This window comes from Pseudomonas fluorescens, assembly GCF_902498065.1.
GTDB classification, from domain to species: domain Bacteria; phylum Pseudomonadota; class Gammaproteobacteria; order Pseudomonadales; family Pseudomonadaceae; genus Aquipseudomonas; species Aquipseudomonas fluorescens_BJ.
The window spans coordinates 41179-52912 of sequence record NZ_CABVIR010000001.1; the positions used below are offsets into that span (position 1 = coordinate 41179).

The following is an 11734-nucleotide window of genomic DNA, read 5'->3' on the forward strand; positions in this document are numbered from 1 at the left end:
TGGTTCGGGCGGTGGGAGATTCGGGCTGATTTAAACTTTATCCCGAAGATAAATTATCCTTGGTTTATCTTCGGAGCTATTTGGTTTCTCTTTTTTTATTCATTCGTAATTTCGGATTCCATCCAACACATAAAAAATTCCTCCTGGACTTTAGGATCATTTGTTAGGTCGTGTTCTTCGTGATCGAAGATATTAACCACATCATTTCTTAATGCTGGTTTTCCTAGCGTAAGCTCGTAGGCTTTCACGCCTAGGGTCATTTGTGAGGACATAGTAGAAGGATGTACGTTTATTTTTGCGCCCTTACATAAGAATATAATTTCTTTATTGTCGTTCCTTGCATGGCCTAGACATTTGTAGAAGTCGTCACCGAAATAAATTTTTGGACGTTCATTTTTCAAGACGAGCGTAATGGATAATTTTGTGGAATCGCACAGGAGCTCTGCGTATTGATGCTCCCCATCTTTGATTATTGAAATTTTAACGATCTCCATGTTTTATTTCCTATAAGGATTTAATGTGGTGTGACTAGATGATCGACCATTTGCACCGATGGGGGTGACACCTAGTATATCCTCTCTTTTAATTCCGCCTTGAATTGCGCGCTCTCGCTCACTTCCAAATTTGTATTTATTTCCAAGTTCAGATGCCAGATCTCGACCTGGGATCATTCGAATGGTGTACAAAAAGCCGCTGCTCATATTGAAATTTGTCGCAAAATCAATACCGACCTCTCTAATCGGTGAGGTACTTATAAAATTACTCGGAGGTTTATTACTGTCAAGTGAGTGAAGCAATAAATTGTTACTATCGCCTTTGGTTTTAAAGCCTTGTTCAAATATTTCACCCGGGGGGCGACTGTCACCACGGTATAAGTATTTTTCTTCAGGATATGACGGAAGTTTAGCTTCCCCCTCGTTAACCTGCAGGTTCGTTGCCGGATTTGTGCTCGCAGATGAAGTCCGCTTACACCCGTCCCCTCCCGGACAATCACTCAACCCCAACGGATCAACCCACCCCGTCGGGTTCCGCGTGTACTGGTACTGGTTCAATCCTCCGCCCAATTTGCTCGGATCCGGCGTCAAATACCGTCCAAGCTCAGGCTGGTAATACCGATGCCGGTTGTAGTGCAAACCCGATTCCGAGTCGAAGTACTGGCCCTGAAACCGCAGCGGCTGGTCGAGGATCTGGTGGGTGTCGCGGTTGAGGCGGGTGAGGCGGCCGTAGGCGGTGTATTGGGCGGCCCAGACGATTTCGCCGCTGTAGTCGGTGAGTTCTTGTGGTGTGCCGAGGTGGTCGAGCTGGTAGTAGAACGGGCAGGCGTTACGCGGGCCTTTGCCGTCGAGCATGACCAGAGGGCGAAAGCTGCCCGGTTCGTAGATGTAGCTGCGGTAGTGTTCGCGACCGCCTTCGGCGACGAGGTTGTTGCCTTGCCAAAAAAACTCGGTGATGTGGCCATCGACGTTTTTGCTGATGCGGCGGCCGAAGGCATCGTAGCGGTAAGTCGCCTGGCTGCCGTTGGGCAGGGTGACGCTGATCAGTCGGTGCTGACAGTCGTAACGGTACTCGGTGACCAGTTTTTGTGCCGTGCCGCGGCGTTCGCGGATCAGGTTGCCAAAGGCGTCGTAATCGTAGTGACGGTCGCCTTGCATCAGCAGGCGATTGCCTTTGACCGTGGCCAGACCGGGGCGGTCCTGCATCAGCAGGTTGTCGGCCGGATCGTGGGCGAAGTTTTCCGGTTGGTGATCTCGGGAGTGGCGGACGCGGATCAGGCGATCGAGCGAATCGTAGTGATAGCTGCGCTGGCCGTGGCGGCTGTCGGCAATGCGGTCGAGGTTGCCGTTGGCGCTGTAGGCATAGTCGCGGCGATACAGCGGTTGCAGGTTTTGCCGGACAGCGTGGGTGTTCAGCCGGCCTTCATTGTCATACTGATAATCGCTGAGCAGCAGGCCTTGCTGACGTTGCTGTTCGCGGCCGGCGAAAAAGGTGTGAGCGGTGAGTCGGGCGCCATTGAGGTCAATGGCCGTCAGTGCACCGCCCTTGGCGTGATGGAAATCGAGTTTGCTGTTGTCGGGCAGGCGCAGGTGGTTGAGCTGGCCACAGGCATCGTAGCCATAGCGCAGGGTGCCCCAGCCTTGGTGTTCGGTGACTAGCCGACCCTGCTTGTCGTATTCGAACTCCAGGGGATGATCGTGACCGTCATCGACGCTGACCAGTCGGCCAAGGCTGTCGTAGCGATATTCGACATTGACGCCGTCGGGCAGCGTCTTGACCAACAACCGTCCCGTCGAATCCCGAAGATAAGCCGTGACCCACTGCGAGCCGTCGTCACCGAATTCAGTCTTTTCCAGCAGCTGTCCATTGAGGTCGTAGGCATACGCGGTGCGTCGGCCATCGAATCCGGTTTCCTGCCGGATCAATCCATTGAGCGTGTAGTCCAGCTGATGTTTTTCGCCGGACTCATTCTCGATTTCGGTCAGCAACAACCGTGCGTTGTCGTATCGATAAAGCCGTTGTGTGCCATCGGGGTTGATCCGGCGGCTGACCAGATGCAAATCATCGGCGTATTCAAAACGCGTGATGCGCCCCAGCTCATCGCGTTCGGCGGTGATCTTGCCGTAGGCGTTGTAGGTGAAGGCACGACTGGCGCCTGTGGGAAGTGTCGTCTGAACCAGTCGTCCAACGGCATCCCATTTATAACGGGTGACGGCACCGTGTTCGTCCTGACAGGTCACCTGCCGTCCCAGCGCATCGTAGGAAAAACGCCGCTGATCACCACCCGGCAAGGTCTCTTCGATCAGTTGACCCAAGGCATTCCGGACGAAGACCTGTCGACTGTTGTCCGGAAAGCGGATCGACAGCAGCTGACCTTTTTCGTCGTGGTGATAGTGGGTGACATTTCCCTCGGGGTCGGTCATCTCGATGACATCACCCTGAGCATTGCGCAAATACTTCCACACGGCGTTGCCGTGGTACCGCGCATGCAGGAAACCATTGCGGTACTCGTAGGACGTTGGATCACCTTCGGGGGGAATTTGGGCGATCAGTCGTCCGACGTCGTCATAGCGATAGTGGGTAATTGCCCCGAGCGGATTTCTTTCGGCAATCAGCCGCCCCTGGTCGTCATGGACATTGAGGTGTTCCGCCCCGTCGGGTTCGACCCTCCGCACCAGGCGCGCTCGATCGTCGTGCTGATAAAACGCTTCACTGCCATCAACGTTTTTCACCTGCACGCCGCCGTCGTCATCCCAGACATAGCGCGTGTCCATCTGCGAAAACGACGCCCAATGCCGGATGCATCTTGCAGACTTGCCGAACCGTTCCCACTCCCAGAAGAAACTCGCGCCACCGGCCAGTTGCCGCTGCAGGATGACGTGCTGGTCGTCATAGTCGTAGCGTTCGCTTTCGCCGGCGGCGTTGGTTGCTTCGATCAGGCGATGACAGGCGTCATAGCGGTAGGTAACCAGTGTTTGCTCGGTGCGCCAGGCCTCTTCCAGGGTGCCGGCGGGATGAAAGCGCTGATACTCGACGGCGGCGAGGTGTCGGCGGTCGTAACGCAATCGCAGCGAGCGCCCGGCGCCGTTGTCGAGACGCATGATTCTGTCGGCGGCGTCCCTCTGCACTGTCAGACGGTTGCCATAGGCATCACTGATCGCTGTCAGTCGGCCTGTACGAAAGTGGTAAAAACGCGTTGCTTCACCTGCCATCGCGAGGATCAGTTCTTCCGGCTCATCCCCCAGAAAAATCGCCGCCCGTGACAGGCTGTTGTGAATGGTCGGGCGTTCGACATTGGGTAAAGGGAAAGTCGTACGACGGTTTTCGTGGTCGATCCAACTAACCTGTTCGCTGTTGATTTCCAGTCGGTGTGCAAGGGCATGACTCCAGCCAAATCCGAGCCCGCAGTCGATTTCAACGGCACTGGTGCGGTACACGCGGGTGAACTCGAACGGCAACCGTCCATCCAGCGAACCATCGATCAGGGTCAGCAGTTCTTCGCCGGTAACCATCGATACCGGGCAGCCGTTGGTCGTGGTTTTATCCGCTGAATCGACACTGTCGCCGTTCGGGTTTTGCGCGGGAGCAGGGGCGTCATCACGATGTTCCTGGCGGCTCAGGCGCGTCTTGGCTTCGGACTTGTCACGGGCAATGGCGACCGGGTTGTTCACCCGCACGATCGGTGATTCACCCGTGGTGATGTGCAACGGAGTCGCCGGCGCAGGGTTGAGCGGCACGTTCCGCGCGTTGAGCATCAGCGGTTTGAGGGCGTCGGCGTGATGGGTCAGATCAGACCTGGTCGTGAGTTCGGCCAGGCGCAGACTCGCGGCAGTCAGCCATTGTCGGGCTCGCTCGGACTTGACCTTGCCCAGCACCTTGGCGCTGATGCCGAGTTTCAGACCTATGGGACTTGTGAGGCGCGCCAGCAGGAACGCGACGAGTATTTCTGTACGAACTTCCGCGACGACTTCGGCGATGTACTGCGGCGGCAACATTCGCAGCCAACTGGTGAACGCCGCGAGATGAATGAACATCAACGGTTCATCACTCAACACCAGCATCACAGTGGCGATGGTCTCGGCCGAAGCGTTCAGCAATGCCTCGAGCTGAACCTCGGTCAGGTATTCAAGTAGCTTTTCGCTATTGGCCTGCAAGTCCGCGATCAGGGCGTAGATCTGCTTCACGTCATCCCACAAGCCGTGTAGCGACTTCTCGAATCCGCGCCAGTCGGCCCGTTGCAGCATGCCGTAGCGTTCGGTGAAACGAGCCTCGGAAAACCCCGCCCACAACGGTTGAAACTCGCTCGTCCACTCGTTGCGCAACCAGCTTTCAAGCTCATCGATCACGCTTTGATAGGAGGTATAAAGCGCTTGGACGTGAGCGGTGGAAACGTGGGGAAAGAAGGTGATGCGGTAACGATGACCGCGCCAGCACTCAGGGATTTCGAGAATGCCGCTGGGGCCGATGGTGTGATGGGTCGGTTCAGCAAAGATAATCTCGCCGTTGCTCTTTTCAGTGATCAGTTCGAGCATCACCGGCGTATCACCAATCGGCACGAACCGCGCCGCGTCGAACATATGTACGAGGGTCAACGGGCCGTTGGCCGGGCACGTGGCGAGTGTCGAACTGACAGGCGCGGTGGAGTCCTTCGGTGCACTCAAGCGAACGTCGTTGCCGACCGTGAACACTTGCTCGACATCCAGCGCCCACCCCGTCCAGAAGTTTTCCGCCCAGGCTTCGTAGTCGTTGAGGCACAGGCGAAAATCGTCGAGCAGTGCTTCAACGTCCGGTTGCTCGGGGGGCATGGCTGCCACCACCAACAGGCCGATGGCGTTGTTCAAGGCCAGGACCTTGTCAGGGTTGAACATTCGCAGTCCCTCGCGCGGATCAATTTGGGTCGCGAGACTTTGCGGGGGATCAACGAGGAAAGAAGTCGGGAAAAGAGGTGTTTGGTGTAGGGCGAATCGCTAAATCATGTTCTGTGCTTCGGCGAAGGTTTCGCCGCCGTCGAGAGATTGCCCGTTGCTCTCTGCCGACCACGATGGCTATGCTGCTGAACCCTTTAATCAAATCCCGGAATCAGGTGTGCCTGAGCCGAACGGGATGTCATTAAAAACGGATCAGATGCGATGAATGCACCGCTGAAAGAGTTCGGCCCGATCAAAGCCGTGATTTTCGACATGGATGGCTTGCTGCTGGACACCGAGGGCATTTACACCGAGGTCACGTCCATCATTGCCGGGCGCTATGGCCGGACCTTCGACTGGAGCGTCAAACAGAACATCATCGGCCGTGGCGCGGGTGATCTGGCGCGTTATGTGGTCGAAGCGCTGGATCTGCCGATTACTGCCGAGGAATTCCTGGTGATCCGCGAGCCGCTGATGCGCGAGCGTTTTCCGACCGCGCTGGCGATGCCCGGTGCCGAGGAGCTGGTGCGGCACTTGAAGGCCAACAACATTCCGATCGCGGTGGGCACCAGTTCGTCGCGTCAGTCGTTCGGCCAGAAAACCACCTTGCACCGTGACTGGTTTGCGCTGTTCGACTTCGTCGTGACGGCCGATGACCCGGAAGTCGGTGCGGCCAAACCGGCGCCGGACATCTTCCTCACCGCGGCGCGACGCCTGGGCGTAGCGCCCGAGGATTGCCTGGTGTTCGAAGATTCGCCGTTTGGCGTGACCGCGGCGAAAGCGGCGGGGATGACGGCGATTGCGATCCCTGATGCGGCGATGGCCGATGAAAAATACGCACACGCGGATGGCATTCTTCGTACGCTGAAAGCGTTCAAGCCGAGCGCTTGTGGTTTGCCGGCGCTTGAGTGGGCTTGATGCTGGAAATGTGGGAAGGGCCGGGCCCTTCCCACATATGTTTTGCGTATGACTGACTTGTCTCAGGCGCCGAAACCACCGTCGATGGTCAGGCTGGCACCGGTGATGTAACCGGCTTCCGGCCCGACAAGGTAGGCGACGAAACTGGCGATTTCTTCCGCTTTGCCATAACGACCCACGGCCATCAGCGGGATCAGGCTTTCGGCGAAGTCGCCGCTGGCCGGGTTCATGTCGGTGTCGACCGGGCCCGGTTGGACGTTGTTGATGGTGATGCCGCGTGGCCCGAGGTCGCGGGACAGGCCTTTGGTCAGACCGACCAGTGCTGCTTTGCTCATGGCGTACGGGCCACCGCCGGCGAAGGGCATGCGGTCGGCGTTGGTGCTGCCGATGTTGATGATGCGACCGCCTTCGGTCATGTGTTTCGCGGCGGCCTGGGTGGCGATGAACACGCTGCGCACGTTGACCGCCAGCGTCTGGTCGAAGTCTTCAAGTTTGAAATCTTCCAGCGGGGCAACGGCCAGCACGCCAGCGTTGTTGACCAGGATGTCCAGGCGACCGAAGGCGTTGACGGTGGCGCTCACGGCGTTGCGAATCGCCTCGGCGTCGGCACTGTCAGCCTTGATGGCCAGCGCTTTGCCGCCGTTGGCAGTGAGGCTGTTTTGCAGCTCTTCGGCCTTGGCCGTGGAGCTTACGTAGGTGAAGGCAACCGTCGCGCCTTCAGCGGCCAGGCGTTTGACGATGGCGGCGCCGATGCCGCGAGACCCGCCTTGAATCAAAGCCACTTTGCCGCTGAGGTTCTGAGTAGTCATGTTGATCTCCAAAGTCGCCGAGGCGAGATGCCTCGGTTGATGGAGCCTAGTATCGATTCAGGATTACAGTCTGTGTAGACGGTAATTGCGATAGTCTGTGTAAACCAGAAGTTTATAGTGGCGCTTATGGAAACCTTCAGCAGTATCGAGTGCTTCGTGCGCAGCGCCGAAGTCGGCAGCTTTGCCGAAGCCGCGCGACGACTGAGCCTGACCCCGGCAGCGGTGGGCAAGAGTGTTGCAAAACTTGAGGCGCGGCTCGGTGTGCGGTTGTTTCAGCGCAGCACCCGGAGCCTGACGCTGACCGAGGCCGGTCATCTGTTTCTTGGCGAAGTCAGTTCCAGCCTGCACACGATTCAGAATGCCGTGGCCAATCTCGCGAGCGCCGAGGGACGTCCGGCGGGAACGCTGAAAGTCAGCATGGGTACGGTGTTCGGGCGGTTGTACGTGGTGCCGTTGCTGGGCGAGTTTCTAAGGCGGTTTCCGGCAATCAACCCGGACTGGCATTTTGATAACCGCCAGGTCGATCTGATTGCCCAAGGGTTCGATGCCGCGATTGGCGGTGGATTCGAGCTACCGCAGGGCGTGGTCGCGCGCAAGCTGACGCCGGCACATCGGGTGCTGGTGGCTTCAGCCGAATATCTGGCGGGGCGTGAGGCGGTCGTCGAGCCGGATGATCTCAAGCATCATGACGGGATTCTGATCAGGTCGCCGCAGACGGGGCGTGTACGATCCTGGCAATTGACCAGCCGCACTCAGCAACACAGCCCTTTGACGCTCAAGGCGCGGATGACCATGAGCGATTCCGAAGCAGCTTGTGCGACGGCGGTCCAGGGGTTGGGGATTGCGTTGGTGAGCATGCCGTTCGCTTCGGGTTATCTGGAGGCGGGGACGTTGCAGCGGGTGTTGCCGGACTGGTATGTGGACGATGGCAACATTTCTATCTATTACGCGGAGCACAAGTTGTTGCCGGGGAAGACCCGGGCGTTTGTGGACTTCATTATCGAGCAGTTTGCGCAGCAGGGCTTGGGGGCGCGGTTTAGTGCGGTTTGAGTCTGACTGGGGACCGAGTTGCCGCCATCGCGGGCAAGCCCGGCTCCCACAGGTTTCGTGTCGTTCCATATGATGTGTACGACACCGGACCTGTGGCAGCGTGGCTGCCCGCAATGAACGATAACGCGGTCTACCTGCCAAACCGCCCCGGCCAGCCAACGATGTTCTGATGAACCGCCGTCAGCAACACCCGAAAGACAACCGAGGCGAGGTACGTCTGAATCCCGAACCAGGCGATGGCGATAATGGCGCGGATCAATGCAGGTATTTATTTTTCAGCGGGAATATCGGGGGAGGGGCTACGGAGTGATTCAGAAAGGGCGGATGTAACCATTTGGGGCGCAGAAAAAAGTGCACACATAAATGGCACCTATGGTGACATTCGTGTGTACACATTTTGAGGTCAGTCATAGACCCTGTGGGAGCGGGCTTGCCCGCGATAGCGTCGGCACATTAAGCATCAATGTGACTGAAAGATCGCTATCGCGGGCAAGCCCGCTCCCACAGGGGGATTTTACAAGGCTCGAGATCAGGCCTTGGATTTACTGATGATATTCCCCGCATGCAACCCGCATTCTTTCTGCGTCGCCTCTTCCCACCACCAGCGACCTTCACGCTCGTGCTGGTTCGGCAGTACCGGGCGGGTGCACGGCTCGCAGCCGATGCTGATGAAGCCGCGCTCATGCAGGCTGTTGTACGGCAACTCGAGCATGCGGATGTAGCCCCAGATCTCTTCGCTGGTCATCTGCGCCAGCGGATTGAATTTGTACAGGGTGCGTTCCGGGGTGGAGAACGCGGTGTCGATTTCCAGCACGGCGACGGCGCTGCGAGTACCAGGGCTCTGGTCCCGACGCTGGCCCGTGGCCCAGGCAGTCACGCCCGAGAGCTTGCGACGCAGCGGCTCGATCTTGCGGATGCCACAGCACTCGCCATGCCCGTCCTTGTAGAAGCTGAACAGGCCTTTTTCCTTCACGAAGGGTTCAAGTTTCGTGTAGTCCGGCGACACCAGCTCGATGTCGATCTTGTAGTGCTCGCGCACCTGATCGATGAAGCGGTAGGTCTCGGGGTGCAGACGGCCGGTATCGAGGCTGAACACTTTGACGTTCTTGTTCAGCTTCCAGGCCATGTCTACCAGCACCACGTCCTCGGCGCCGCTGAAAGATATCCACAGGTCATCGCCGAACTCGGCGAACGCGAGTTTCAGGATGTCCTGGGCGGACTTGTTGGCATAGGTCGTGGCGAGTTCCACGACATCAAACGATGGGCTCATCAGGGCGGCTTCCTACAGGTCGGTGGCGCTGGGCGCTCTATATGGGCCTGATGGTAACAAAATCCTGCAGCCGCTGGCGCGCCCTCTGCGTTGCGCAGGTCAGCCCGAGTCGCTAGAGTTCGGCAGTCCTTTTGCTCGCTCGACTCAATAATCAATACAAATGGGAGTGTCTTGTGGAAATTGCCTGTCTGGATCTGGAAGGTGTGCTGGTCCCGGAAATCTGGATCGCCTTCGCCGAAAAAACCGGGATCGAATCCCTCAGGGCGACCACTCGGGATATTCCCGACTACGACGTTCTGATGAAGCAGCGCCTGCGGATTCTCGATGAGCATGGCTTGAAGCTCACCGACATTCAGGAAGTGATTGCCACGCTGAAACCGCTGGACGGCGCCGTCGAGTTCGTCAACTGGCTGCGTGAGCGCTTTCAGGTGGTGATTCTGTCAGACACGTTCTACGAGTTTTCCCAGCCGCTGATGCGTCAGCTGGGCTTCCCGACCTTGCTCTGCCACCGATTGATTACCGACGATGCCGGGCGGGTGACGAGCTACCAGCTGCGTCAGAAGGATCCGAAGCGTCAGTCGGTTCTGGCGTTCAAGAGTCTTTACTATCGGGTGATAGCGGCTGGGGATTCCTACAACGACACCACAATGCTGGGCGAGGCGGATGCGGGGATTTTGTTCCATGCGCCGGACAACGTGATTCGCGAGTTTCCGCAATTCCCGGCGGTGCATACGTTTGAGGATTTGAAGCAGGAGTTCATCAAGGCTTCGAATCGGGCGTTGAGTTTGTAGTCGTTTTCAAGGACGCCATCGCGGGCAAGCCCGCTCCCACAGGTTTTGTGTCGCCCCGCAATTGTGCGATCAACACAAAACCTGTGGGCGCGTGGCTTGCCCGCGATGCTGTTAAAGGTTTTGCAGGGTGTCGAGCAGTACTTTCACCTTGGTAATCGATTCCTGATACTCGGCCTGCCACTCCGAATCCGCCACGATCCCGCCTCCGCCCCAGCAACACACCTGCCCATCTTTCACCAGCAAGCTGCGAATCGCGATTGAACTGTCCATCTCGCCACGCACATCCAGATACAGCAACGAACCGCAATACAATCCGCGCCGAGTCGGCTCCAACTCATCAATGATTTGCATCGCGCGAATCTTCGGCGCTCCGGTAATCGATCCGCCGGGGAAGCTGCCAGCGATCAGATCCAGCGCATCGCGGTCATCCGCCAGTTCGCCGGTCACGCTGCTCACCAAGTGATGCACGTTCGGATAACTTTCGAGACTGAACAACTCCGGCACCTGCACCGAGCCGATGCGGCACGTACGGCCGAGGTCATTGCGCAGCAGGTCGACGATCATCAGGTTTTCCGCGCGATCCTTGGGGCTGGCCAGCAGTTCGGCGGCGTTTGCCGCATCTTCGGCTGCGCTCTGGCCCCGGGGGCGAGTGCCCTTTATCGGGCGGGTTTCCACATAGCGGTCGCTGACTTTGACGAAACGCTCTGGCGACAGGCTCAGCACTGCGCCACCGTCGGGCAGGCTCTGGAAACCGGAGAATGGTGTCGGACACGCCGCGCGCAACGCGCAGTACGCGACCCACGGATCCCCTTGGCACTCGGCGCGGAAGCGCTGGGCAAAGTTGACCTGATAGCAGTCGCCCGCCTGAATGTATTGCTGGATACGTTCTATCGCCTGGCGATAGTCATCAGCGCTCAGGTCGGCGTTCATCGGCGCCTTGAGTTTGAACGATTCGATCGTTTCCGCCACGGGCTGACTGAACAGCGTGATCAGGCGTTGACGTTCGCTGTCGCTCAGCGACGGGTGGAACACCAGCTGGCTGGTCATCCGTTGGTGATCGCTGATCAGCGCCCAGTTGTAGAGCCCGAAACGCGCATCCGGCAATTGCAGATCGTCCTGTGCCTGGCTCGGCAGGTCTTCCAGATGACGGCCGAAGTCGTAGCTCAGGTAGCCGATCAGGCCGCCGGCGAAGGGCAGATCAGGTGGCAGCGCCGCCTCACCGAGTCGTGTCAGATTGTCGCGAAGGCGTTGAAGGAAATCGCCACCGCTTTCGTCAGGCATCACCGCCAGTTGTTCCAGTGGCCAGGCACTGAGCAGGTCATAACGCCCGCGATCAGCCGTTGGTCGGCCACTGTCGAGCAGCACGGCACCGGGGGCATGACGGATTGCCGCGAAGTACTCGGCGGGGTTGGCGCGATAGGGCAGCGGGTGTACGGAGCAGGTCAACATGGGCGGGGCAGATCAGCCATCGAGGCGGGGTGGCGATTGTAGTCC

Annotated in this window: 8 protein-coding genes and 1 pseudogene; 3 read left to right on the forward strand and 6 right to left on the reverse strand. The window is 58.2% G+C overall.

From position 1 onward, the window contains the following. Positions 1 to 95: 95 nt before the first annotated feature. Positions 96 to 494, reverse strand: a complete 399-nt coding sequence (locus F8N43_RS00215) for a hypothetical protein (RefSeq protein ID WP_150633970.1) — start codon at positions 492 to 494, stop codon at positions 96 to 98. Between the two features lie 3 nt (positions 495 to 497). Continuing rightward, positions 498 to 5363, reverse strand: coding sequence for an RHS repeat-associated core domain-containing protein (locus tag F8N43_RS29790; RefSeq protein WP_150653031.1), 4866 nt, complete (start codon positions 5361 to 5363; stop codon positions 498 to 500). A gap of 261 nt (positions 5364 to 5624) precedes the next feature. Here F8N43_RS29790 and F8N43_RS00225 point away from each other — a divergent pair, with 261 nt between their 5' ends. Then, complete coding sequence (locus tag F8N43_RS00225) at positions 5625 to 6320, forward strand: HAD-IA family hydrolase (protein WP_150633972.1); 696 nt, start codon at positions 5625 to 5627, stop codon at positions 6318 to 6320. A 62-nt stretch (positions 6321 to 6382) separates the two neighbouring features. Here the strand turns inward: F8N43_RS00225 and F8N43_RS00230 are convergent, their stop codons facing one another. Then, positions 6383 to 7129 carry a 3-oxoacyl-ACP reductase family protein gene (locus tag F8N43_RS00230; RefSeq protein ID WP_150633973.1) on the reverse strand — a complete coding sequence of 249 codons (747 nt, stop codon included), beginning with the start codon at positions 7127 to 7129 and terminating at the stop codon, positions 6383 to 6385. 126 nt (positions 7130 to 7255) lie between these two features. Between F8N43_RS00230 and F8N43_RS00235 the strand changes: the two genes are divergently transcribed. Continuing rightward, entirely contained in the window at positions 7256 to 8179 is a 924-nt protein-coding gene (locus F8N43_RS00235) for a LysR family transcriptional regulator (protein ID WP_150633974.1), read from the forward strand. Between the two features lie 145 nt (positions 8180 to 8324). On the opposite strand, the pseudogene F8N43_RS29405 reads toward F8N43_RS00235, so the two are convergent. Beyond that, positions 8325 to 8447 (reverse strand): annotated as a pseudogene (locus tag F8N43_RS29405) (hypothetical protein); the annotation flags it as partial. A 261-nt stretch (positions 8448 to 8708) separates the two neighbouring features. After that, positions 8709 to 9449 carry a phosphoadenylyl-sulfate reductase gene (locus F8N43_RS00240; protein WP_008042297.1) on the reverse strand — a complete coding sequence of 247 codons (741 nt, stop codon included), beginning with the start codon at positions 9447 to 9449 and terminating at the stop codon, positions 8709 to 8711. A 173-nt stretch (positions 9450 to 9622) separates the two neighbouring features. Between F8N43_RS00240 and thrH the strand changes: the two genes are divergently transcribed. Continuing rightward, positions 9623 to 10240 (forward strand): bifunctional phosphoserine phosphatase/homoserine phosphotransferase ThrH, encoded by a 618-nt coding sequence (gene thrH, locus F8N43_RS00245; RefSeq protein WP_150633975.1) that lies wholly within the window; start codon positions 9623 to 9625, stop codon positions 10238 to 10240. 111 nt (positions 10241 to 10351) lie between these two features. On the opposite strand, the gene pabB is transcribed toward thrH, so the two are convergent. Continuing rightward, entirely contained in the window at positions 10352 to 11689 is a 1338-nt protein-coding gene (gene pabB / locus F8N43_RS00250) for an aminodeoxychorismate synthase component I (RefSeq protein WP_150653032.1), read from the reverse strand. Positions 11690 to 11734: the final 45 nt, after the last annotated feature.

Excerpts from the sequence above, each read along its gene's own strand:
- F8N43_RS00215 (WP_150633970.1), bottom strand. The coding sequence starts at position 494 with ATGGAGATCGTTAAAATTTCAATAATCAAAGATGGGGAGCATCAATAC.
- F8N43_RS29790 (WP_150653031.1), bottom strand. The coding sequence starts at position 5,363 with ATGTTCAACCCTGACAAGGTCCTGGCCTTGAACAACGCCATCGGCCTG.
- F8N43_RS00225 (WP_150633972.1), top strand. The coding sequence starts at position 5,625 with ATGAATGCACCGCTGAAAGAGTTCGGCCCGATCAAAGCCGTGATTTTC.
- F8N43_RS00230 (WP_150633973.1), bottom strand. The coding sequence starts at position 7,129 with ATGACTACTCAGAACCTCAGCGGCAAAGTGGCTTTGATTCAAGGCGGG.
- F8N43_RS00235 (WP_150633974.1), top strand. The coding sequence starts at position 7,256 with ATGGAAACCTTCAGCAGTATCGAGTGCTTCGTGCGCAGCGCCGAAGTC.
- F8N43_RS00240 (WP_008042297.1), bottom strand. The coding sequence starts at position 9,449 with ATGAGCCCATCGTTTGATGTCGTGGAACTCGCCACGACCTATGCCAAC.
- pabB (WP_150653032.1), bottom strand. The coding sequence starts at position 11,689 with ATGTTGACCTGCTCCGTACACCCGCTGCCCTATCGCGCCAACCCCGCC.